At 68.6% G+C, this 22,700-nt stretch carries 24 protein-coding genes; 15 read left to right on the forward strand and 9 right to left on the reverse strand.

What is annotated here, in order from left to right; all coding sequences use genetic code 11:
- Positions 1 to 1,389 (reverse strand): OFA family MFS transporter, encoded by a 1,389-nt coding sequence (locus tag ACX80J_RS04020; protein WP_459345353.1) that lies wholly within the window; start codon positions 1,387 to 1,389, stop codon positions 1 to 3.
- Positions 1,390 to 1,565: 176 nt separating this feature from the next.
- Here ACX80J_RS04020 and ACX80J_RS04025 point away from each other — a divergent pair, with 176 nt between their 5' ends.
- The 3 genes from ACX80J_RS04025 (at position 1,566) to ACX80J_RS04035 (ending at position 4,998) form a co-directional block, all read left to right on the forward strand.
- The gene (locus ACX80J_RS04025; protein ID WP_459345354.1) at positions 1,566 to 2,888 is read left to right on the forward strand and encodes an APC family permease; all 1,323 of its coding nucleotides are present in this window, start codon (positions 1,566 to 1,568) and stop codon (positions 2,886 to 2,888) included.
- 506 nt (positions 2,889 to 3,394) lie between these two features.
- Positions 3,395 to 4,399: an NADP-dependent oxidoreductase gene (locus tag ACX80J_RS04030; RefSeq protein WP_459345355.1), complete on the forward strand. Its 1,005-nt coding sequence runs from the start codon at positions 3,395 to 3,397 to the stop codon at positions 4,397 to 4,399.
- A gap of 65 nt (positions 4,400 to 4,464) precedes the next feature.
- The gene (locus tag ACX80J_RS04035; RefSeq protein WP_459345356.1) at positions 4,465 to 4,998 is read left to right on the forward strand and encodes an SRPBCC family protein; all 534 of its coding nucleotides are present in this window, start codon (positions 4,465 to 4,467) and stop codon (positions 4,996 to 4,998) included.
- Here ACX80J_RS04035 and ACX80J_RS04040 read toward each other — a convergent pair.
- A complete protein-coding gene (locus tag ACX80J_RS04040) occupies positions 4,910 to 5,542 on the reverse strand; it encodes a GNAT family N-acetyltransferase (protein WP_459345357.1) in 633 nt (210 codons plus the stop codon). The two genes, ACX80J_RS04035 and ACX80J_RS04040, sit on opposite strands and share 89 nt — an antisense overlap.
- Positions 5,543 to 5,786: 244 nt before the next feature.
- Here ACX80J_RS04040 and ACX80J_RS04045 point away from each other — a divergent pair, with 244 nt between their 5' ends.
- From ACX80J_RS04045 to ACX80J_RS04065, 5 genes are all read left to right on the forward strand, one after another.
- Positions 5,787 to 6,089 carry a hypothetical protein gene (locus ACX80J_RS04045; RefSeq protein ID WP_459345358.1) on the forward strand — a complete coding sequence of 101 codons (303 nt, stop codon included), beginning with the start codon at positions 5,787 to 5,789 and terminating at the stop codon, positions 6,087 to 6,089.
- Positions 6,090 to 6,218: 129 nt separating this feature from the next.
- Positions 6,219 to 7,046, forward strand: a complete 828-nt coding sequence (locus ACX80J_RS04050; protein WP_459345359.1) for an aldo/keto reductase — start codon at positions 6,219 to 6,221, stop codon at positions 7,044 to 7,046.
- 27 nt (positions 7,047 to 7,073) lie between these two features.
- Complete coding sequence (locus ACX80J_RS04055; RefSeq protein WP_459346888.1) at positions 7,074 to 7,361, forward strand: hypothetical protein; 288 nt, start codon at positions 7,074 to 7,076, stop codon at positions 7,359 to 7,361.
- A 140-nt stretch (positions 7,362 to 7,501) separates the two neighbouring features.
- Positions 7,502 to 8,278 (forward strand): sulfite exporter TauE/SafE family protein, encoded by a 777-nt coding sequence (locus tag ACX80J_RS04060; RefSeq protein ID WP_459345361.1) that lies wholly within the window; start codon positions 7,502 to 7,504, stop codon positions 8,276 to 8,278.
- Positions 8,279 to 8,305: 27 nt separating this feature from the next.
- Positions 8,306 to 9,328: a zinc-binding metallopeptidase family protein gene (locus ACX80J_RS04065; RefSeq protein WP_459345362.1), complete on the forward strand. Its 1,023-nt coding sequence runs from the start codon at positions 8,306 to 8,308 to the stop codon at positions 9,326 to 9,328.
- Positions 9,329 to 9,360: 32 nt separating this feature from the next.
- On the opposite strand, the gene ACX80J_RS04070 is transcribed toward ACX80J_RS04065, so the two are convergent.
- Complete coding sequence (locus ACX80J_RS04070) at positions 9,361 to 10,023, reverse strand: pyridoxine/pyridoxamine 5'-phosphate oxidase (protein WP_459346889.1); 663 nt, start codon at positions 10,021 to 10,023, stop codon at positions 9,361 to 9,363.
- Positions 10,024 to 10,145: 122 nt separating this feature from the next.
- Between ACX80J_RS04070 and ACX80J_RS04075 the strand changes: the two genes are divergently transcribed.
- The 5 genes from ACX80J_RS04075 (at position 10,146) to ACX80J_RS04095 (ending at position 15,266) form a co-directional block, all read left to right on the forward strand.
- Complete coding sequence (locus tag ACX80J_RS04075; RefSeq protein WP_459345364.1) at positions 10,146 to 10,940, forward strand: phosphatase PAP2 family protein; 795 nt, start codon at positions 10,146 to 10,148, stop codon at positions 10,938 to 10,940.
- A gap of 22 nt (positions 10,941 to 10,962) precedes the next feature.
- On the forward strand, positions 10,963 to 11,547 hold the full coding sequence (locus tag ACX80J_RS04080) for a TetR/AcrR family transcriptional regulator (protein ID WP_459345365.1): 585 nt from the start codon (positions 10,963 to 10,965) through the stop codon (positions 11,545 to 11,547).
- A gap of 106 nt (positions 11,548 to 11,653) precedes the next feature.
- A complete protein-coding gene (locus ACX80J_RS04085) occupies positions 11,654 to 13,114 on the forward strand; it encodes an amino acid permease (RefSeq protein WP_459346890.1) in 1,461 nt (486 codons plus the stop codon).
- 145 nt (positions 13,115 to 13,259) lie between these two features.
- Positions 13,260 to 14,741 carry an APC family permease gene (locus ACX80J_RS04090; protein ID WP_459346891.1) on the forward strand — a complete coding sequence of 494 codons (1,482 nt, stop codon included), beginning with the start codon at positions 13,260 to 13,262 and terminating at the stop codon, positions 14,739 to 14,741.
- A 120-nt stretch (positions 14,742 to 14,861) separates the two neighbouring features.
- Positions 14,862 to 15,266, forward strand: a complete 405-nt coding sequence (locus ACX80J_RS04095) for a DUF4190 domain-containing protein (RefSeq protein WP_459346892.1) — start codon at positions 14,862 to 14,864, stop codon at positions 15,264 to 15,266.
- 32 nt (positions 15,267 to 15,298) lie between these two features.
- Here the strand turns inward: ACX80J_RS04095 and ppk2 are convergent, their stop codons facing one another.
- A complete protein-coding gene (gene ppk2 / locus ACX80J_RS04100) occupies positions 15,299 to 16,387 on the reverse strand; it encodes a polyphosphate kinase 2 (protein ID WP_459346893.1) in 1,089 nt (362 codons plus the stop codon).
- A 305-nt stretch (positions 16,388 to 16,692) separates the two neighbouring features.
- On the opposite strand from ppk2, the gene ACX80J_RS04105 reads away from it, so the two are divergent.
- A complete protein-coding gene (locus tag ACX80J_RS04105; RefSeq protein ID WP_459345370.1) occupies positions 16,693 to 17,520 on the forward strand; it encodes a DUF1684 domain-containing protein in 828 nt (275 codons plus the stop codon).
- A gap of 37 nt (positions 17,521 to 17,557) precedes the next feature.
- On the opposite strand, the gene ACX80J_RS04110 is transcribed toward ACX80J_RS04105, so the two are convergent.
- The 3 genes from ACX80J_RS04110 to ACX80J_RS04120 all read right to left on the reverse strand — a co-directional run bounded on the left by ACX80J_RS04110 (position 17,558) and on the right by ACX80J_RS04120 (position 20,686).
- Positions 17,558 to 17,788 carry a hypothetical protein gene (locus ACX80J_RS04110; RefSeq protein ID WP_459345371.1) on the reverse strand — a complete coding sequence of 77 codons (231 nt, stop codon included), beginning with the start codon at positions 17,786 to 17,788 and terminating at the stop codon, positions 17,558 to 17,560.
- A 3-nt stretch (positions 17,789 to 17,791) separates the two neighbouring features.
- Complete coding sequence (locus tag ACX80J_RS04115) at positions 17,792 to 19,300, reverse strand: glycosyltransferase family 2 protein (protein WP_459346894.1); 1,509 nt, start codon at positions 19,298 to 19,300, stop codon at positions 17,792 to 17,794.
- A gap of 192 nt (positions 19,301 to 19,492) precedes the next feature.
- The gene (locus ACX80J_RS04120; protein WP_459346895.1) at positions 19,493 to 20,686 is read right to left on the reverse strand and encodes an MFS transporter; all 1,194 of its coding nucleotides are present in this window, start codon (positions 20,684 to 20,686) and stop codon (positions 19,493 to 19,495) included.
- 115 nt (positions 20,687 to 20,801) lie between these two features.
- Here ACX80J_RS04120 and ACX80J_RS04125 point away from each other — a divergent pair, with 115 nt between their 5' ends.
- Positions 20,802 to 21,464, forward strand: coding sequence for an alpha-ketoglutarate-dependent dioxygenase AlkB family protein (locus ACX80J_RS04125; protein ID WP_459346896.1), 663 nt, complete (start codon positions 20,802 to 20,804; stop codon positions 21,462 to 21,464).
- Here the strand turns inward: ACX80J_RS04125 and ACX80J_RS04130 are convergent.
- Together ACX80J_RS04130 and ACX80J_RS04135 are read right to left on the reverse strand one after the other, a co-directional pair.
- Positions 21,461 to 21,973 (reverse strand): mycothiol transferase, encoded by a 513-nt coding sequence (locus tag ACX80J_RS04130; RefSeq protein ID WP_459346897.1) that lies wholly within the window; start codon positions 21,971 to 21,973, stop codon positions 21,461 to 21,463. The two genes, ACX80J_RS04125 and ACX80J_RS04130, sit on opposite strands and share 4 nt — an antisense overlap.
- Positions 21,970 to 22,605, reverse strand: coding sequence for a GNAT family N-acetyltransferase (locus tag ACX80J_RS04135; protein WP_459346898.1), 636 nt, complete (start codon positions 22,603 to 22,605; stop codon positions 21,970 to 21,972). The genes ACX80J_RS04130 and ACX80J_RS04135 overlap by 4 nt, the downstream gene beginning before the upstream one ends.
- Between the last annotated feature and the right edge of the window lie 95 nt (positions 22,606 to 22,700).

The following is a 22,700-nucleotide window of genomic DNA, read 5'->3' on the forward strand; positions in this document are numbered from 1 at the left end:
TCAGGCCTCCTTCGCGAATTGTCGGGATGCGTCACCGGTAGGTTCGTGGAAGCGGGAGTCCACGGGCCGGACGAGCAGGTTGGCGATGAAGCCCACGATCAGCAGCCCCACCATGGTGAGCAGCGCGGGCTGGTAGGCGGCGGCTGTCAGCTCGCCGGGCGTCCCCTGCGAGTCGAGGATCCCGTTCACGATCAGTGGCCCCGCGATGCCCGCAGCGGACCACGCGGTGAGCAGGCGTCCGTGGATCGCGCCGACCTGGTAGGTGCCGAACAGGTCGCGGAGGTACGCCGGTACGGTGGCGAATCCGCCGCCGTAGAAGGAGATGATCACGAAGGCCAGCACGACGAACAGCAGGGTGGTGGACGATCCGGCCAGGGCCAGCACCACATAGAGGACCGCTCCGACGCCGAGGTAGATCATGTAGTTGCGCTTGCGTCCGAGGATGTCCGACGTCGTGGACCACACGAACCGTCCGCCCATGTTGCCGATCGAGAGCAGGCCCACGAAGCCGCCGGCGACGGCGACCGACACCGCCGTCGTGCCGTCCGCGCCGCGGAAGAAGTCCTGGATCATCGGGGATGCCTGTTCGAGGATCCCGATGCCGGCGGTCACGTTGCAGAACAGGACGATCCAGACGAGCCAGAACTGGCGCGTCTTGATCGCGTTGGCCGCGGACACGTTGTCGGTGGTGACCAGCGGCTTCGATTTCAGCTGGGAGGGATCGAAGCCGTCGGGCTTCCAGCCCTCGGCCGGCACCTTGATGGTGAAGGCGCCGAACATCATGTAGACGAGATAGATGGCTGCGAGGGTCAGGAACAGCTTTCCGACGGCATCGCCGCTGGCTACCCAGCCCTCGGCTCCCGAGTTCGGATCGTACGCGCGGAGCAGCTGCGTGGACAGCGGGCTCGCGATCAGCGCGCCGCCGCCGAACCCCATGATGGCCATGCCGGTGGCGAGGCCCGGGCGGTCGGGGAACCACTTGATCAGGGTGGACACCGGCGAGATGTACCCGATGCCGAGGCCGATGCCGCCGATGATCCCGTACCCCAGGTAGACGAGCCACAGCTGGTGGGTGAAGATGCCGAGCGCTCCCACCAGGAAGCCGGAGGTCCAGAACAGGGCCGAGGTGAACATCGCCTTGCGCGGCCCGTTGCGGTCCACCCAGGTGCCGAGGACCGCGGCGGACAGGCCGAGCATCACGATCGCGATCGAGAAGATGATGCCGATCTGCGTCAGGCTGGCGCCGAAGTGGGCCGTCAGCGCCGTCTTGTAGACGCTGGTCGCGTACGCCTGCCCGATGCACAGGTGGACGGCCAGCGCGGCGGGTGGGATGAGCCAGCGGTTGAACCCCGGTGGCGCGATGCTGTGGTCACGGTCGAGCCAACTCATCGAAAACCTCTCTGTCGGCATGAGTGGCCGCCCCCGGCCCTCGTGGATGAGGGTAAGTATGCTGTGGATACCGCCGAGGAGGGGGCGGGAAGCGGCGGGCGGTATCTCTTGCGCGCCGAACGGCGCTACCCGCATAATCGCCTTGCGTGCTGCGTAGTCCCCCTAGACTTGAGCTCGTGGCTACGACAGAACTGGTTCCGGACACCCGATTGAAGCGCGGCATCTCGGGGCCGCTCCTGTACCTCTTCATACTCGGCGACGTTTTGGGAGCCGGTGTGTATGCCCTGGTCGGCGTGATCTCGGCCGAAGTGGGCGGCGCCATCTGGATGCCTCTCATGGTGGCTCTGGCCCTGGCCCTCCTGACCGCGGGATCTTACGCCGAACTCGTGACGAAATACCCCAAGGCAGGCGGCGCCGCGGTGTTCGCCGAACGTGCCTTCCGAAAGCCGTTCATCTCCTTCCTCGTGGGCTTCTGCATGCTCGCGGCCGGTGTGACGAGCGCCGCAGGGCTCGCACAGGCCTTCGCCGGCGGCTACCTCACCACGTTCATCGACGTACCCGCGGTTCCCGCAGCCCTGGTGTTCCTCGCCCTGCTGGCCGTGCTGAACATGCGCGGGATCAAGGAGTCCGTGCGCAGCAACGTGGTTATGACTGTCATCGAAGTGTCCGGGCTCGTCCTGGTCATCGTCGTCGTCGGCATCTTCGTCGCCGGAGGCAACGGGGACATCTCCCGCGTCAACGAGTTCCCGCCTGGGGTGAGCGCCGCATCCGCCGTCCTTGGCGCATCCCTGATCGCGTATTACTCCTTCGTCGGGTTCGAGGTCTCCGCGAACGTCGCCGAGGAGGTCCGGGACGTCAGCCGCGTGTACCCCAGGGCCATCTTCGGTGCCCTGCTGACGGCCGGCGTCGTCTACCTCCTGATCGGTCTCGCGGCTTCCGCAGCGCTCGCCCCTGATCAGCTCGCCGGGTCGAGTTCGCCCCTGCTCGACGTCGTGGCGGCTACTGGCGCGGGCATTCCGGACGGGCTCTTCAGCCTGGTGGCCCTCATCGCTGTGGCCAATGGCGCCCTGTTGACCATGATCATGTCCAGCCGGCTGACCTATGGGATGGCGGAACAGGGACTCTTCCCGTCGGTCTTCGACCGCGTCCTGCCCCATCGCCGCACACCGTGGGTCGCCATCGTGGCGACGACGCTCGTGGCCATGGCCCTGACCATGACGGGCGGGCTCGAATCGCTCTCCCAGACGGTCGTCCTGCTGCTCCTGTTCGTGTTCCTGAGCACCAACATCGCCGTCATCGTACTCCGGAAGGACGAGGTGCAGCACCAGCACTTCCGCATCCCGGCGGTGTTCCCCTACCTCGCGATCGCATCATGTCTCCTGCTCCTCACGCAGCAGACCGGCGAGATCTGGCTCCGAGCCGGTATCCTCCTCGCGCTGGGGCTCGCGCTGTACGGCGTCCAGCGGTTCGTGCGGGGGCGGGCAGGCATTGGCAGGTAGTCCCGCCGCCCGGAACGGGAGGCGAGGCGCGTGGCGATGAAGGCCCTCGTGTAGATCTCTGCGTCGCCTATATTACTCAGCGGTAATATAGCGCGGCCACGGCTGCGCGCACCTACACTCGGTGCACGGAACAGCCGTCCCCTCACGCCCTTCCGTTCGGCCGGTATCGGGAACTGCTGGACCGCGAATACCGCGCCCTCTCCGACCTCGTCGGGCCCACCCTCCACCGGCAGTCCGTCTCGAAGCGGGAGGGCACGCATGGGATGTCCTCCTCGGGACCGAACAGGCCGCCGTCGTCCGGGGCGCGGCCGCGGACGGGCAGCCGACCGTTCACAGCGGGGTGGAACCACTGCTTCTGTGACTGTGGGGACGCGCACCCCAGCCGGTTGCGGCGCCCGAACCGGCAGGCGAACTGCGGGCCCGGCTGTCCCGCGCCCTCTAACCGGAATAATTCCTCCGGATACGAGGTTGCCGCCTGCAGGAAGCAACCCAGCACGAGGAGCAGCATGACCAGCAGCAGCACCCAGATCCAGCTCGTCCGCCGTCCGGTCGGCGCCCCCTCTCCAACGGATTTCCGGACGGTCGCCGTGGACCTCCCGGAGCTCAGCGAGGACGAAGTGCGCGTCCGCAACGAGTACGTCTCCGTCGATCCCTACATGCGGGGTCGCATGAACGACGCCAGGTCCTACGTCCAGCCCTTCGGCCTCGACGAGACCATGACCGGCGGTGCGGTGGGCAGGGTCATCGAGTCGAGGAGCGACACCCTGCCCGTCGGGACCGCGGTTCTCCACGGCTTCGGCTGGCGGGACGTCACCCAGGGCCCTGCGCAGCAGTTCTCACCCCTGCCGGAGACGGGACTGCCCCTGTCAGCCTTCCTCGGCGCGGCCGGCATGACCGGTCTCACGGCGTACGCCGGACTCAAGCGCGTCGCGGCCCTCCGGGAGGGTGACATCGTCTTCATCTCCGGCGCCGCCGGCGCGGTCGGCTCCATCGCCGGACAGATCGCCCGCAAGCTCGGGGCCTCGCGCGTCCTCGGCTCGGCCGGGTCGGCGGCCAAGGTGTCCCTGCTCAAGGACAGGTACGGATACGACGAGGCGTTCAACTACAAGGACGCTCCCGTGCGGCAGCAGCTGCGCACCCTCACGCCGGACGGCATCGACGTCTACTTCGACAACGTGGGCGGCGACCACCTGGAGGCCGCCCTCGACCGCCTCAACACCGGCGGCCGCGCAGCGCTCTGCGGAGCGATCTCGCAGTACAACGACACCGAGCGGACACCCGGCCCGGACAATCTGGCCAATCTCGTCACGCGGTCGCTGAAGCTGGAGGGCTTCATCGTGGGGCAGCACCAGGACCTGCAGCCGGAGTTCGCGAAAAAGATGACGCACTGGCTGACCGAGGGCAGCGTGGTCTTCGACGAGACCGTGGTGGACGGCATCGGGAACGCCGTCGACGCCTTCCTCGCCATGATGAACGGCGCCAACACGGGGAAGATGCTCGTCCGCCCCTGACCGCCTCCATCGCCGCCGCGCCCCGGACCGACTGCGATACCGGGGCAGGCTGCGATACTGGCGGCATGACCGTCGCCTTCACCTGCACCACGACCACGCCCATGGGGCAGGCAGAACTGTTCGAGCGCTCCCGCAGCATCGACGCGCACACCGGATCCATGCGCTTCTCGCGTGAACGCGCCGTCGGCGGCGTCACGAGCGGACTGATCGACCTGGGCGAGCAGGTCACCTGGCGCGCCTGGCACTTCGGTCTCCCCATCCGGATGACGAGCATCATCACGGAGTTCGACGCCCCTCACCGGTTCGTCGACGAGCAGCTCCGGGGCCCGTTCCGCGCCTTCCGGCACGTCCACGAGTTCAGCACGGCCGACGGCACCACGACGATGATCGACAGGATCGAGTTCACGGCACCGTTCGGGGTGATCGGCACGGCGGTGGAGCGCATCCTGCTCCGCCCGTACGTGCGCCACCTCATCGTGGTGCGCAACAGGTTCCTGACGACAGCGCCCGCTAGTCCTCCCCGGCCGCCCGCAGGGTCGCCTCGAGCCGTACCCGCTGGTCCGCAGGCAGGAGTGCGCGGTACTGGGGGAACTCCGTGAGGAACTCGCGGACCCTCGGGCAGTAGGGGACGACGGCGATGCGCCGCTTGTGCGCATTGAGGAGCACCTGGCGGATGAGCGCCGGTTCGACGTCGACGGCGTCGAACCGCGGATCGACGACGGCCTGGATCAGGACGGCGTGGGATCCCTTCATCTCGTACTTCACATGGCCCACCATGGTGCCGTCACTGAAGAGCTCGAACCGCGAGAACAGGGAGTTGTCGCGGAAGCCGCTGCGTGACCTGACGGGAGTGGTCCGGGCCTCGGCCTGCACCTCACGCCGCTCGATCTCCTCGACCAGCACTTCGTAGCGGTGCAGCGCGTCCAATGGCGGGAAGTCCCGCTCGAGCAGGCGGTACACCTGGTTGCACAGGACCCGGAGTTGACGGGTGGACACGGTGGTGAGGTCGTCGGGGAACTCCGACTCCTCCACCCGGGGGGCAGTACTGGGAGATACCCGTGGAACCGCACCCCACCCGAGCTGCTCCGGCTCAGCCAGCTGAGCGGCCTGCGGACGGTAATCGACAAAAGAGGAAGTTTCCATGGTCAGCTCCACGATGGTGGTTCGATGGCCCGCTGCTAGGCCCTGCCGAAACTATAAGCCCATTCCTGCTCGAAATGAAATTAAGTAGCCTTACTATTTTTTCGGCGGTTCGCCTCCGGCGCGCGAAACCCCTTGAGTCAAAGTTGAGCTTTCCTGCGGGAGCCCTTGAGACGGCAGGGGCTACGGTGGGCGGGATCGCCGCGCCGTCCGGGTGCGAGGACACCGTGCACCAGAGGAGCCCGCCTTGCAGTTCCAGACCGCCTCCACGGCCATGACGGCGTCATCCCTGACACTGCGTGACGTGCACCTGCACTACCTCAATTCCGGCGGTTGCTTCGATGAGCTGGAGGTCGACGCCTATCTCCACGGCCTCACCCCGCTCCCCCGCGAGGAGCGGGATTGCATCGCCCAGGCCGTCAACGAACTGATCGACGACGTGCTCGCCACGGACTCGTGCCGGTCCCTGCCGCGCGCCTCCTACAGCGGCGCACCGGCACCGCGCGGCACCTCCTCCACGCGCGCCCGGCAGCAGTGGCTGGTCGGTTAGCGGTACCGCCCGCGGACGTGCCGCACCCGGCGGAGGCGTCGCCCGGCAGGTCCTGCTCCCTGTTGACGGGGTGGTGGCCTGCGGGAAAGGCTGGGGGCTGACACCGTCCCCTCGAGCAGGAGCCCCACCATGGCACTCGCCCCCACCGTCCAGCTGCGCAGCGGCGCCCGCCTCCCCCTCCTCGGCCTCGGCACCTGGCCGCTGAACGACGACGAGGCGGCGGAGACCGTCAGCCTCGCCATCGAGACCGGGTACCGGCTCATCGACACGGCGGAGAACTACCGCAACGAGAAGGGTGTGGGCGAGGGGATCCGCCGGTCCGGAGTTCCCCGCGAGGAGCTGTTCGTCACCACCAAGTTCAACAGCGAGCACCACAGCCTCGACGGCGTGCGCCGGGCCTTCCAGGCCAGCACCGAGCTGCTGGGCCTCGACTACGTCGACCTGCTGCTCGTGCACTGGCCGAACCCGGACCAGGGTCGCCATGTCGAAGCGGTAGAGGGCATTGCGAAACTGATGGAGGAGGGACTCGTGCGCGCCGTCGGAACGTCGAACTACAAGCCCGCCCACCTGCAGCAGGTTCTCGACGCCGGCATCGTGCCCGACGTGAACCAGATCCAGCTCGACCCGCAACGCCCCCGGATCGAGGAGCGCGCGTTCCACAACGAGCACGGGATCGTGACGGAGTCCTGGAGCCCACTGGGCCCGGGCAGCGGCCTGCTGGAGGATCCCGGCATCGTCGCCATCGCGGAGGCCCACGGCAGGACGCCCGCACAGGTGGTGCTGCGCTGGCACGTGCAGCAGGGCATGGTCGCGATCCCGAAGTCGTCGAACCCCCAGCGGCTCGCGCAGAACCTCGGCATCTTCGACTTCGAACTCTCGGGCGCCGAACTGGCCAGCATCTACCTGCTCGACACGGGAAGTGCCGAGATCGTGGATTCGGACGCCTTCGGCCACTGATGCCGGCGCAGCTCCCGCCGGAATCCCTTGACACACCACCTGGCCCCCACGACGCACCACGAGGTCATCAAGCAGTGGGCCGAGGCGCGGAACGCCCGGCCGGCCACCGTGGAAGGAACGGAACACGGGGACGATCTCGGGGTGCTGCGCTTCGACTTCAACGAGGACACGGACAAGCTGCGCCACGTGAGCTGGGAGGAATGGTTCCGGACCTTCGGCGAACGCCGGCTGAACTTCATCTACCAGGAGCAGCGCAAGGACGGGAACCAGTCGAACTTCTTCATCCTCGAGAGCCCCAACCGCGAGGACGCCTGAGCGCCCGGGCCGTCCGGGCGGGAGGACCGCACGGCATATCCTTGGCAGGGCGCCCTTCCCGCCCGGCGGCCCAGCATTCCTGACGGCGCTGCTGCGGGACGGCCGGACGCCCGCGCCCACAACCGAGAGGACACCCACGCTTGCTCGAGATCGCCGTGATCCTCGCTGCCGGTTTCTGGGCGGGCATGATCAACGTCGTCGTCGGTTCCGGCACCCTGGTGACGTTCCCGGCCCTCCTGCTCTTCGGCTACCCGCCGATCGTCGCCAACATCTCGAACAATATCGGCCTCGTGGGCGGCGGACTGTCCGGCTCGTGGGGCTACCGCCGGGAGATCGCCGCGAACCGGGGCCTCCTGCTGCGGCTCCTGCCCCTCTCCGTCCTCGGCGGGGTCGCGGGAGCGCTGCTGCTGCTCGTCCTGCCGGCGGAGGCCTTCCAGGCGATCGTGCCCATCCTCATCCTCGTGGGCCTCGCCATGGTGGCTCTTGCTCCGCGCGTCCAGCGGGCCGCGGCGGCGAAGGCCGGGGAGAGCGCACCCGATGCAGGGCCGTCCCGCCGTCGGTCCCTGCTCCTGCTCGCCGGCATCGGCGTGCTGGGCGTGTACGGGGGTTACTTCGGCGCCGCCCAGGGCATCCTGATCGTCGGCCTCATGAGCATGGTCACGATCGAGAGCCTCCAGCGCATCAACGCCATCAAGAACGTGCTGACCACGGCCGTCAACGGGGTCGCTGCCATCACCTTCATGGTGTTCGCCTGGGAGTCCATCAACTGGTCCCTCGTGCTCCTCATCGCCGTCGGCGCCACCCTGGGAGGCCTTCTCGGCGCCCGCGTGGGCCGCAGGCTCTCCCCCGTCGCGTTGCGTGCCACGATCCTCGTCATCGGCACCGCAGCACTGATCCGCATCGTCTTCTTCGCCTGACCCACCGCCCCCGAACCCAGGAATCCCATGCAACGCTTCACCTGCGCCGTCTGCGACGCGCCCCTGTTCTTCGAGAACTCCCAGTGCCTCGCCTGTGGCACGCAGCTCGGCTTCCACCGTGGGGAGCGCGCCATCACGCCCCTGGACCGCGACGGCGCGTACCGCGACCTCGAAGGCCAGCTCCTACGGCGCTGCACCAACCTCAAGCTGTCGGGGTGCACCTGGCTCGTACGGGAGGAGGGCGACGAATGCTTCAGCTGCAACCTCACCCGGTCCCGGCCCGAGGACCACGACACCACCGGGCTCGCCCAGTTCCTCGACGCGGAACGCTCGAAGCGCCACCTGATCTACGAACTCGACGTGCTCGGTCTGCCCATCGAGGACAGGATCCAGAACCCGGAGCGGGGACTCGCCTTCGACCTGCTCTCGAGCGTGGAGGAGAAAGTGGTGATCGGGCACCAGAACGGCCTCATCACCATCGACCTGGCCGAGACCGTCGACTCCCACCGCGAGAAGATGCGGGCCAAGCTCGAGGAGCCCTACCGCACCATGCTGGGACACTTCCGGCACGAGACCGGTCACTACTTCGAGGGCGCGCTCATCTTCTCCGATCCCGCACTGACCGAAAGTGCCCGCAGCATCTTCGGCGACGACCGCGCCAGCTACAAGGACGCCATCAAGCGGCACTACGACGAGGGAGCTCCCGAGGGCTGGAAGAAGGAGCACATCTCCCAGTACGCGACGATGCACCCGTACGAGGACTTCGCCGAGACGTTCGCGCACTACCTGCACATCTGCGACACGGTGGACACCGCCCTGCAGTACGGGCTCGCCTCCGGTCCCGGCCCGAACAGCTCCGAGGACTTCGGTGACGTGGTCCGGGAGACCTGGATCCCGCTCTCCGTCGCGCTCAACCAGGTGAACCGCAGCATGGGCGCCAACGACCTCTACCCGTTCGTGCTGCCGCCGGCCGTCATCGCCAAGCTCGACTTCGTGCACAAGCTCCGCGTGCGGGTCGGAGAACCGGCCGCGGGATCGGTCGCAGCGTAGGTCGCCGGGACCCCGGGCGCACGGCAGGGGGCTCAGGGCCAGAGCAGCTCCCGCCGCCAGCCCTCCCCGAACCGCGTGTAGAGCAGGCGGATGTGCCTGCGTTCCTGGTCCGCCTGCCAGAATTCGACGGCGTCCGGCGCCACGGTGAAGACCGTCCAGGTGGTCGAGGCGAGACCGTCCGCGGCCTCGATCCGATGCACCTGCTCCTCGACGGCCGCCTCGAGGTCCTCCCGGCTGCGCAGCACCGCGCTCTGGCTGCCGGCGAGGACCAGCGCACGGGCCACGGGATGGCGGCGCTGGAAATCGGCGTCGTTCTCCTCCGTGGTGCCGGTCGAGACGGACCCCCGGATCCTCACCTGACGGCCGGCCGCCGGCCAGAAGAAGGTCAGCGCCGCCGCCGGGTGCTTCCTCAGTTGCCGGCCCTTCGGGCTGTCCATGCTGGACGCCACCTGCCACCCGGCCGAGGTCACGTCCTTGAGGATCACAACGCGCGCGTCCGGCCCGCCGTCCTCGCCTGTTGTCGCGAGGTTGACCGCGTGGGGCGCGGCGATGCCGTCCTGCACCGCGCGTTTCAGCCACTCGACGAAGAGGTCGACCGGCGAGGCCGGCGCGGCCCCGGGGTCGAAGGGCGGCATCTCCTCGGGGAAGACGGGGACGCTCCGGATGACATCGCGGATCAGGCCTGGCTCACTCATGCGGCCAGCCTAACCGGGCCGCCTGCCGGCATGGGCAGATCCACCGAATCCGACCCGTCAAGCCGCGCCCGGGAGGGCCGGCCCCGACCTGCCCACCGGGACCCACGGCATAGAGTCAGGGGATGCCAGCCCACCAGGACCAGTACGTAGGACCACGAGACCTCACGCGGTGGTCGTCGCCGATCGGCCGCCTGCTCGTCCGGTGCGTCCGCCCCCTCGCGCGGTGGGTCGGACCCCATACGGCCCTCCTGCTCATCATCACCATCGGCGGAGGGGTCGCGGCGGCGCTGACGGCAGCGTCTGCGGAGGTGTACGAGTCCGTCGTGGATGCCGACGGGGTCGCCGCCCTCGACCACCCGGCCCTCGACCTCGCCGTGTCCCTGCGCCAGGACTGGCTCAACGCCTTCATCACGGGGTATACGAACATCGGCGGGCCGATCGGGATGCCCATCCTGGCGGTGTCGATCATGGTGCTGCTCGCGGTCAGCCGCAGGTCCTGGACTCCCGTGATCCTCCTGCCGGCAGCGGCCTTCGGCTCCCTGCTGATGACCATTGCGGGCAAGGACGCGATCGGGCGCCTGCGGCCCCCGATCGAACTCGCCGTCCCACCCTATGAATCCTCGCCGTCGTTCCCCAGCGGACACTCGCTGAACGCCGTCGTCATCGCGGGTATCGTGGCCTACCTCCTCGTACTGCGGCAGCACCGCAAGCGCACCCGGGCCCTCACCATCGTGCTCGCCGTCCTGTTCGCGGTGACCATGGGGCTCAGCCGCGTCTACCTCGGCCACCACTGGCTCACGGACGTGCTGGTGGCCTGGACGCTCGGCGTCGCATGGCTCGCCGTCGTCATCACCGCCCACCGGCTCTTCCTGACGTTCCGCCTGCGCAAGTCGGCCCTCCGTGACGCTTCCGCCTGAATCGCCCCCGGCAGGGGCCGCCGTGCGCCCGCTACGGCGGGACGCCCGACGCAATCGTGCGGCGGTCCTCACCGCGGCGCGGCGCATGTTCGCCGTGCATGGAGCGGAGTGCGGCTTCGAGGACATCGCACGGGAGGCAGGGGTGGGGGTGGGCACCGTCTACCGCCGCTTCCCGGACCGCCGGGCACTCATCGAAGCGATCCTCGAACAGCGCGTGGACGACGTCGACGCGGTGGCGACGGAGGCGCTCGCGACTCCCGATCCGTGGGGTGCGGTGCGGTCCTTCGTCGGCGCCATCGCCCGGATGCAGCTGGAGGACCGCGGCCTGCGAGAGCTGCTGCACGACTCCGGATTCGTATCGGCCGGGCTCGCGGTGCTCCGCCAACGCATCGCCCCGGCCGCCGAGGAGCTGGCCCTCCGACTCAGGACCGAGGGGGCGGCGAGGCCGGACCTCACCGGGAGGGACCTGCTCGTCCTCATCCGGATGCTCGGCTCCCTCGCACCCGACCGTCCCGCGCCCGGGGTCGGTGCAGCGGACGGGGAGTTCGAACGGTACCTCGGCCTCGTCCTGACCGGGCTCCGCCGCCCGACGCCGGGGGATGGTTAAGCGGAACCGACGGTTTCCCTTCGATAATGCCGACTTCCGCTGATGGTCAGCCCCCTCCATACTTGGCAGGTGCGGAACGCACTCTCCCTCCTATGAATGGATCCCGATGTCGGACAGCTCAGGCGTGCAGGGCTCGCAATCGCTCCTGCGGCGCAAACCCATTGACAATGTCGAGGACGAGTCGGGCCGCACCGGCCTCTTCAAGAGCCTCGGCCTGTGGCAACTGACGGCGATCGGTGTCGGCGGCATCATCGGCGTCGGCATCTTCACGCTCGCGGGACTCGTCGCGAACGGCGGGGAGGACGGTGCGCCCGTCGGCCCGGCCGTCCTCATCTCGTTCCTGGTCGCGGGACTCGCCAGCGCCGCGGCCGCCCTGTCCTACGCGGAGTTCGCGGGCATGATCCCCCGCGCGGGCTCCGCGTACACCTACGGCTACGTGGCCCTGGGTGAGATCATCGGGTGGTTCATCGGGTGGGACCTGCTGCTCGAGTACACCGCGATCGTGGCCGTCGTCGCCATCGGCATCTCGGGATACTTCACGGAGTTCATGTCGGGCATCGGCGTCACGGTGCCGACGTGGATGCAGGGAACGCCGGACACCATCGAGGGCGGCGTGGTCAACATCCCCGCGATCGTCGTGTGCCTGCTCATCACGTTCATCCTGAGCCGTGGCACCAAGACCTTCGGCAAGTTCGAGCTCATCGCGGTCGGGCTCAAGATCCTGCTCATCCTCGGCATCGTCGGCCTCGGCTTCTTCTACGTCAACGCCGAGAACTACTCGCCGTTCCTGCCCTCGGGCTTCGGCGCCGTGTTCACGGGTGCGGCCACCGTCTTCTTCGCGGTCTTCGGCTACGACGCCATGAGCACCGCCGCCGAGGAGGCCACCGATGGCAAGAAGCACATGCCGAAGGCCATCCTCCTGTCCCTGCTGATCGCCATGGTGCTGTACGTCCTCGCGACCCTCGTCCTCACCGGCATGCAGAACTACAAGGACATCAGCCCCACGGCAGGCTTCGCGTCCGCCTTCCAGTCCGTGGGCCTTCCGGTCATCGCCACGATCATCTCGGCCTTCGCCGTGATCTCCATCCTCACCGTCATGCTGACCTTCCTCCTCGGCGTGACGCGCGTCTGGTTCTCGATGAGCCGCGACGGGCTCCTTCCGGCCTGGTTCTCGACGACGGACCGGCACGGAACACCCCAGCGCGTCACCTGGATCGCAGGCGTGGCCTCGGCCCTGCTTGCCGGCGTCTTCCCCATCCGCGCCGTCGCGGACCTCACCAACATCGGCATCCTCGCGGCGTTCATCGTCGTCTGCATCGCGGTCATCGTGCTGCGCCGCACGCGGCCCGAGGTGCCCCGCACCTTCCGGCTGCCCCTGATGCCGGTCGTCCCCGCTTTCGGCGTCGTCGCGTCGCTGTTCCTGATCCTCCAGCTGCACTGGGAGACCTGGCTGCGCTTCTTCGTGTGGCTCCTGATCGGGCTGGCCGTCTACTTCTTCTACAGCCGGAAGCACTCGCTGATGAACCCGGACAGCCCCCGCCACGCCCTCCTCAGGCGCGAGGCCTAGCCCTCCCCGTCCGAACGGACGGCTCCCGCCGCACGGTCACGAATGTGCGGCGGGACCCGCCACCTCCTATCCTCTATGAGGGCCTCCCGCGCACCAGCGGGAGGCCCTCACCACGCCCCCCACAAGTGAAGGACCAGCACCCCCAATGGACCTCTTCCGGACCAAGTCCATCGAGCAGTCGATCAAGGACTCCGACGAAAAGGGACACGGCCTCAAGCGTTCCCTGAATACCTGGGACCTCATGATCATGGGCGTCGCCGTCGCCGTCGGCGCCGGGATCTTCTCGGTGGGTGCCCAGGCGGCCGCCTTCAACGCCGGACCCGCCGTGACCATCTCCTTCGTACTCGCCGCGATCACCTGCGCCCTCGCCATCATGTGCTACGCGGAATTCGCGACGGCGCTCCCGGTCGCCGGCAGCGCGTACGTCTTCACCTACGCCACGATGGGTGAGCTCCTCGCCTGGATCATCGGCTGGAACCTGATCCTCGAACTGCTGATGGCGGCGGCCGTCATCGCGAAGTTCTGGGGCGTCTACCTCAGCGACCTCTTCAGCGTCCTGGACCTCGACATCCCCGCCGAGATCAGCGTCCTGGGCCTCGACCTCACCTGGGGTCCGCTGCTGATCGTCGCCATCTTCACGGCCGTCCTCATCTACGGCACCAAGCTCTCCGCCCGGGTCAACAGCGTCTTCACCGTCATCAAGATCGGCATCGTGCTGTTCGTGATCGTCGTCGGCTTCTTCTACGTGAGCCCCGAGAACTACGCCCCCTTCGTGCCCGCCGCAGAGCCTGCCGCCGAGAGCGGGGCCAGCTGGGCCGACCAGCCTTTCCTCTCCTTCCTGAGCGGCGCCTCCCCGGCGGCCTTCGGCTTCACCGGCATCATCTCGGGAGCCGCCCTCGTCTTCTTCGCGTTCATCGGGTTCGACGTCGTCGCCACGTCGGCCGAGGAAGTGAAGAACCCGAGCCGCACGCTTCCCCGCGGGATCTTCGCCGGGCTGATCGTGGTCAGCATCCTGTACATCCTCGTGACCCTCGTGGTGACCGGCATGGTGTCCTACAAGGAGCTCGGGGCGTCCGGAGCACCGTCACTGGCCACCGCCTTCCAGCTCGTCGGCGCCGACTGGGCTGCCGGCATCATCTCGCTGGGCAGCCTCATCGGGCTGACCACGGTGATCATGGTGCTGCTCATGGGACTCGCCCGTGTGATCTTCGCGCTCAGCCGGGACGGCCTCCTCCCCCGCGGTCTGAGCCGCACCTCGGACAAGCACGCCACGCCCGCCCGCACGCAGATCCTGTGCGGCGTCGTCGTCGCCCTGCTCGCAGGCTTCACGCAGGTGGAGGTGCTCGCGGAGATGATCAACATCGGCACGCTCTCGGCCTTCATCACGGTCAGCCTCGGGATCCTCGTGCTGCGCCGGAAGCGCCCGGACCTCGAGCCGGCGTTCCGCGTCCCGTTCGGCAAGGTCATCCCGATCGCTTCCGCCGCCCTGTGCCTCTACCTCATGTTCAATCTGGCCACCATCACGTGGCTGTTCTTCGCCGTCTGGCTGGTCATCGGCTTCGCCGTCTACTTCGCCTACGGCAACCGCCACTCGCGCCTCCGCGTGCGGCAGCACGAGCACGTCTGACCCCTTCGCCGCGCCTCTTCCCGGCGAACGTGCGCCGGCGGCCGCTGCGCGAGACAATGGTGCCCTCTGGAACCGCGGTTCCAGGGGGCACCATCCGTCTCTGCCAGCAGAAGGAACCCCATGTCCCACGAGCCCTACCCCAGCGAGCGCCCGTTCTCCGGCAGCCATGCGAAGCCGTACGACGGCGGTGCGTACGAAAGCCAGGGCGGCTACCCCCCGTACCAGGCCGGGCAGCCGGGCGCCTATCAGCCGGGGTACTTCCCCTCCTACCGGTCCATCGAGGGAGAGAAGGCCGCCCAGACCTCCCTCATCCTCGGGATCGTCGGACTCTTCGTGGCCGGGATCATCCTGGGACCGCTGGCGATCTGGCAGGCGAAGAAGGCCGAGCGCCTGGGCGTCCCGGCAACGGCCGGAAAAGTGCTCGGCTGGATCAACGTCGCGCTCTACGGCATCGCCATCCTGTTCGGGATCCTCCTAATCGTTCTCATGTTCGCGGGATTCTCGGCCTCCACCTACAGCAGCTGACGCGGAGGGCCCGGCCGGCTACAGCGTGGGGACTACAGCGTGGGGAACAGGCGCGTGGACTGCTCGTCCGCTTCGAAGACGCGCGAGTGCGGCCCCGTCCCCACGATCAGCGGGTCCGGTGTGCCGACCACGTCGGGGTCCTTCTCGTCATAGTCGAGTACGGACAGGACATAGCGCAGGGCCTCGATCCTGGCCCGCTTCTTGTCGTTGCTCTTGATCACCGTCCACGGAGCATCGGCCGTATTGGTGTAGAAGAACATGGCCTCCTTGGCTTCCGTGTACTCGTCCCACTTGTCGAGTGACTGGAGGTCCATGGGGCTCAGCTTCCAGCGGCGGACGGGGTCGGTGTGGCGCTGGGCGAAACGGCGCCGCTGTTCCTCGCGGGACACCGAGAACCAGAACTTGATGAGGTGGGTGTCGCTGCGCACCAGCATGCGCTCCAGCTCCGGGGCCTGCCGCATGAACTCCAGGTACTCGGTGGGCGTGCAGAAGCCCATGACGCGTTCCACCCCGGCCCGGTTGTACCAGGACCTGTCGAACAGGACGATCTCACCGCCCGAGGGCAGCACGGACATGTAGCGCTGGAAGTACCACTGGGTCTGTTCCTTCTCGCTCGGCTTGTCCAGGGCGACCACCCGGGCACCGCGAGGATTGAGGTTCTCGGTGAACCGCTTGATCGTGCCGCCCTTGCCCGCCGCATCGCGTCCCTCGAACAGGACGGCGACCTTGGTGCGGTTGGCCTTGACCCAGCCCTGCATCTTGAGCAGCTCGATCTGCAGCGCCCTCTTGGCCTTCTGGTACTCGCGCTCCGTCATCCGGGTGTCGTAGGGGTAGTCCTCGCGCCAGGTGGGCTGGTCGGGATGGGGCAGGAGCACGTGCTCCTCGCCGTCGCCGTCGGGGGTCGGAACGGGGACCGGGGGCTGCTCCTCGCCCTCGACGGAGGGCGTATCCGCCGGGGAGTCCGTCGGCTCGTCGGTCAGCTCATCGGTCGGCTCATCGGTCGGTTCCGCAGCCCCGGTCCCGCCGGCAGCCTCCCCGACGGCGTCGCTCGTGTCGTCGCTCGTGTCATCGCTCGTGTCGTCGTCGTCCACTACCGCCGCAACTCCTGGTCCATCGCTCATCCTGCCTCCTCCTGTTCCAGCCACCCAGGCGATACCCCACGTCCGGCACCCGGAGTGGACCCGCACACCGGGATCCCCCTCCGGAGCCCCATCGCCCGTTCGCATCGTCCCAGAGGAAGCGCCGCGGAAGCATCAGAAGGCGGAGACCCCTCCAGGGTGGACGGTTTCCTCCCGGCTTGCTAGGGCAGACCGGGGACGTCCGCGCGCGACGTTCCGGCAGGATTTTTGGAGCGGCCGGGGCGGGGAATGCCGACGGCTCCCTCCGGGTTCTACGCGGTGCAGGCAGCCGAGCCAAGGAGGACACGATGACCACGACCACCGCCACCACCCGGACCGCCGAGGAACGGTGGCTGCATTTCCGGCAGGCGCGCAACAAGGCCCTTGCGGAACCGCATGGCTGGCTGACGCTCACGTCCTTCCAGTGGCTCGGCGACGAACCTGCAGCCCTCGAGCTCGTTCCCGGTCTCTGGTCGGCTGCGGGCGACACCGCCAGCCTGACCGCGCACTCCGCGGACGCCCTCACCGAACCGGCGAGCGGCCGGCTCGTGGAGGGCACGCTCACAGCGGTCCTGGCCGATGAGGAGTCACTGATGTGGGTCGCCCACGGGGGTGCGGACGGCCGCCGGGTCGTGGTGGAGCTGGCACGCCGCGCAGGCCGCTACGCGATCCGGACGAGGGACGCCGAGTCGCCGGCGCTGACCGCGTTCACCGGGGTGCCCGTCTTCGACTACAACCCCGACCTCGTGGTCACGGGACGCTTCGAACCGTATGACGCACCGCGCGAGGAGAGCATCCGGACGGCACATCCCGACGTCCCCGGGACCTCTTCGACAGTGGGCGACGTCGTCTTCTCCCTTCCGGGAGAGAACAGGGAGTTCCGGCTCCACGCCTCCCAGGAGGACGCCGGTTCGCTCGCGATTCCATTCCACGACCGGACCAACGGGACGGCCACCGCTCCCTGGCGGAAGGTGGCCGCCCGCCGTCCGCGCCCGGATGGGACGGTGCTCCTCGACTTCAACCGGGCGATCAACTATCCCAGCGCCTTCACCCCGTACGGCACCTGCCCCATGCCGGTCAGTGCCAACGTCGTCGACGCGCCCATCGAGGCCGGGGAGAAGGACCCGCTGCGCTGAGGGACGGGTGCGGGACCGGGCGATCCCGGTTCTGAGCTCAGACCTGCGAGTCCGGATAGATACTGCGGGTCTCGGTCCGGCGGTTGCGGCTGGTCACCCAGTCCGAGGGATAGATCCTGGGCAGGATGTTGGCCAGCGCCAGTGAGGCGTAGACGACCGTATTGATGGCCACGAACGCCGCGAGGACGGCGAACTCGCTGCTGCTCAGTACCGATTCCGGCAGGAGGATGCCGGCAGGGATGATGGGTCCGGCTGCTGTAGGGAACACGGGTCAGGCCTCCTGGAGGAAGGGTTCGGCCGCCGGAGCGGCATGGGGAAGATGCTTCCAGCTGGCCTGGCGGCCGAAGGAGATGTCGATGACGCCTTTTATGTAGACGAGGTTGAGGAACATGTCGAAGATCAGTTCCGGGAACAGCGTGACGGCGAGCAGCCGCGCCTTCCAGCCGCCCTTCCACACCGTGAGGACCCGCTCGACGGTGAAGAGGAGGCCGAGCCCGAGCCAGAACGGGAACCAGATCCAGGTCTCTAGGGCCATCACGGTGATGAGGATGAGGGCGAGATATGCACTCAGTGCGATCACGCCGTACCCGATGCCGAGCTGCTGCGCCCAGTACCGCATCGTGGGAGCGGTGACCCCGTAGGCGCCGATGTTCTCGAGGGCACCCCGCTGCCAGCGCAGGCGCTGGTTCCACAGCGTGCGCCAGGAGGGCATCAGCTCGGTCACGACGGTGCACTCCTGCGGGGAGACCATCAGGCCTCCCAGGGACTTGAGGGCGATCGTCAGTTCGTTGTCCTCGGTCAGGGCCACGGTGTCGTAGACGTCACCGGCCGCTCCCGGGATCGACGTACCGCGGCTCTCGGCGATCGTCCGCAGCGCCACCGGACGGAAGAGCGATGCGGTGCCGGTGAGGACGAAGACACGTCCACGACGGCGGCGCATCTGGCGCGCATAGCGGATGTACTCGTTGCGCTGGAACTGGCCGATCAGGCCGTGGCCCCGCTCACCGTAGAAGAGCCCGCCCACGGCCATGAGCGCACGGTCACCGACGAAGCGTGCCACAGCGCCGGCCAGGAAGCCGTCGTCGAGTTGGGTATCGGCGTCCATGACCATGACGACGTCGTTGTCACCCTGCTGCGGCAGGATCGCCTTCAGCGCCTGGTTGAGGGCGCCGGCTTTCTTCTTCGTATTGGCCACCGACTCGATGACCTCGACGCCTGCCTCCCGGGCCAGGCGGACCGTGGCGTCCGTGCAGTTGTCGGCGACGACGATGATGCGCTCGGGCCGGTGCGACTGGCTCTTGAGGGAAGCGATCGTCTGCGGGAGCGAGGCCTCCTCGTTGTGCGCGGGGATGAGGACCGTCACCGTGACCTCGCCCGCGAACCGGCCGCGGTTGGCCGCCATGATGACCTTCGGAGCAAGCGGTTGGTGTCCCGGATTCATCGACCGCCTCGACGTGGTGGCGATGCGCCGCTCCACCAGTGCGAGCCCGGCACCCGCCAGCAGGGCGAGCGCGATGGCGGTCAGGATGGTGTTCGTCCCGGGCGCATCGGAGTTGTAGAGGATGCGCCAGATGCCGATCACGGCGTCCTGCGACGACGCGATCGTCGTCTCGGGGTGCTTGGCCGCCACGGCGAACCACAGCAGCGCCGCGGCTGCCGTCACGATAGCTGCGATGACCAGGCCGACGGCGCGGTCGAGCCGGCCCCCCGACGCGTAGGCCTGTGGCTCGTCCGCCGCGGCCGGATGGTCCCGTCCTGGTTCGGTTGGTGTCCTCGTCATCGCTACTGCGTCCCCCTGAGACCGGAGCCCGCTGCAGGTCGTCCCGACGCGCAGCGGCCTTTCTGGTGCGGAGCAGCCGTCCCCGGGCCGCCGCGCTTCTGGGACGAGTCTGCCCCGGCAGCCCGAACCCAGTCCCGCGCGAAACCCGAAGAATTGTTCAAGGAACGCCGTGGTTCCTCCCGCTGCGCTGTCTCAGCGGTCCTTCGGCAACCGCCGTACCGAGAGCGTGCTGCTGGCGAAGAAGGTCACCACGGAGACCAGGAGAACCAGCAATGCCGGCGTCCAGGACCCCGAGGCGTCATGGACGAGACCTACCAGGGGCGGGGCCAGGGCGGCGACGCAGTACCCCGATCCCTGGACGACGGCGGACATCCGGCCGGCGGAGACCTGGTCCTGGGCGAGCCGGATGATGGCGATGAAGATCACCGTGATGCCGCCGCCCTGGGCGATGCCCCCACCGAAGGACCAGAGCCACCAGAGCTGGGGCGCCAGGAGCAGGCCGGCCGGCACGGCCGTCCACAGCACACCGATGATGACGGCCACCGCCGTCGTACTCAGGAACCTGGCAGCGAAGGGCACCCCTAGGCCGCCCGCGATGGCGAGGATCTGGAAGATGGAGGATGCTGCGCCGGCTTCACCGACGGACATCCGCAGTTCGTCATGCAGGTAGCTGGGCAGCCACGCGGTCACCCCGTAGTAGGAGAAGGCCTGCATGGCGAAGGCCACCGCGAGGCCCGCGGTCGTCCACCCCGAGCCCTCCACGGGCGGCAGCTTCGTCCCACCGCCGTCCTCGGGGGACACCAGGAACGCATTCCTCGGGCCCACTGCCAGCGTCCAGAAGGCGATCGCCCCCACGGCCAGGACGGCGACCGCGGCCAGAGCGATCCTCCACCCGGCCGCGTCGGCCAGCGGCGCCGTAATCACCGAGGTGAGGAACGACCCGATGTTCAGTGCCGCGGTGTAGATTCCCATCGCCGTCCCCTGCCGGGCTGGGGAGAAATCGCGGCGGATGATCAGCGGCACTGCGATGTTGCCCACCGTGATCGCGAGGCCGATCAGCACGGTGCCTGCCACCACCAGCAGGGGGCCGCCGGCGGAACGCACCAGGACGCCGGCCAGCACGCCGAGGATGGTCAGCGTCACCGCGAATTCGGCGCCCAGCCTCCGGGCAGCCAGGGACGCGAGGGGTGCCGCGACGGAGAAGCACAGGACCGGGATGCTGGTGAGCAGTCCCAGCAGGACGGGCGAGAAGTGCAGGTCCGCCTGCATCAGGTCCGCCACCGGGGCGACCGCCACGAAGGGGCCCCTCAGGTTGAGGGCCACCAGTCCGATGCAGGCGAGCAGGATGTAGCTGCCAGGAACCCTGGCGAGGATCCGGCCGCTCACGGTGCGGGCGGCGGGATAGGCGGTTTCATCACTTCTATTGCTATCACGCCTTCCGGATGCGGGAACGGTCCGGCATCGGCAGCCGATGCCGCCCGTCCCGGCGCACAATGGTCGGATGACCGATCCGATCGATGCCCTGATCTCCCGCCCGCTCCGGGAGCTGGCGCCAGGAGCCGTGCATCTTCCCGACTGGCTGGACACCGGGCGTCAGCGGGAACTCGTCGCGCTGTGCCGGACCTGGGCGAGCGGGCCCGTGCCGATGCGCGCCGTCACTCTGCCGAACGGCGGAGTCATGTCCGTCAAGAGCGTGAGCCTCGGCTGGCACTGGCTCCCCTACCGGTACAGCCGCACTGCCGACGACGCCGGCGGCGCCGCCGTCGCGCCGTTCCCCGAGGTGCTCCGCACCCTGGGGCGCGACGCCGTGACCGCGGCCTACGGTCCGGAGGCCGGCGCGTCCTACGAACCCGATGCCGCCCTCGTCAACTACTACGACGACGTCGCGAAGATGGGCATGCACCAGGACCGGGAGGAACGCGTGAACGCGCCCGTCGTGTCCCTCAGCCTGGGCACGGCGTGCGTCTTCCGCTTCGGCAACACCGAGACCCGGAACCGTCCCTGGCAGGACGTGGAACTCAGGTCGGGCGACCTCTTCGTGTTCGGCGGGCCCTCACGGTTCGCCTATCACGGAGTCCTCAGGACCCTGCCCGGCACGGCGCCCCCCGGCATCGGGTTCGAGGGGCGGCTCAACATCACGGTGCGGCAGACGGGCCTGGGCTAGGCCCGCGCGAGGATCATCCCCCGCGCGTAGGCGGCCTGGCCCGCATGCTGCACGGCGTCGTCCACCACGCTGACCAGCCGGACGAGGAGCGTCACGGGCGGGTCCCAGTGCTCGTCGACCACCTGCTGCAGGTCTTCGTCCGCAAGGCCCGCGATCAGACTCTGGGCCAGCTGGTGGACGGCGCCGAAGTAGTCCAGCAGCTGCTGCGCCGACCCGACCCGGACAGCGCCCACCTGGTCCGGTGAATGCCCGTAGCCGGTGTCATCCCGGTCGAGCTCCAGGGCCCAGCGGTCGGCGTAGCCGTGTGCCAGCCACACCTCCTCATGGCCGAATGCCTCCGCGAAGTGGCCGTCCTCGACCCGCGAGAGGTGCCAGATGAGCCAGGCCACGGAATTGGCGGTCCCACCCGGCCGGATGGACAGCTGGTCAGCATCCAGGCCGTCGACGGCACGGCGCACCAGGTCGGGCAGCCGGCCGTACGCCTCGGTCAGGACGTCGACCGCTGTCACCGGCGCTCCTGCCCGGCGGCACCGGACGCCGGCAGCAGCCTGAACCGCCGGCGCTGCTGGGCGGGAAGAAGCGAGAGGAACTGCGGGTGGGCCGCCAGGAAGTCCATCGCCTCGGGACAGCAGGGCATGACGGCCAGGCGCCGGCGGTGCACGTTGAGCAGTACGGCCTGCATCAGCACCGGCTCGAGGCCCAGATGGCGGTGTTTCGGGTCGACGACGGCGTGCAGCAGGAGGATGTCCCCGCCGCGCATCTCGTACTGCACGTACCCGGCCATCATCCCCTTGCGGTACAGCTCGAACCGGGAGAAGAGGGCGTTGTCGCGGAACGTCTCACGGGCGTCGTCCACGTCGCCGCGCTGCACGGCCTCGCGCTCACGCCGCGCGAGTTCCTCGACGAGCGCGTCGTACCGCTCCCGTGTCTCGAGGGCCGGACGGTCCAGGTCGAGGAGCTGGTAGGTGCGGTTGCACAGCATCCGCAGGTGGCGCGTCGATGCCCCGGCGAGGTCGCTCGGGAAGGCGGACTCCTCGACCTGCGGCACGGCGGAGAGATGCGCACGCCGGGTTCCCCCCGACGGAACTGCCCCGTCCTGACGTGCAGCGGGATGCTCGAGAATATGCGGCAAGTGTTCCATGGTCAGCTCCACATCCGGGTGGGTCCTCAGCCGCCTGCTCGACAGTTCCTGCAGTCTAGGTGACGTGCGTCATATTGGAAAGGCGGGCCCCTGTC

It is taken from the genome of Arthrobacter rhamnosi, from assembly GCF_054510975.1.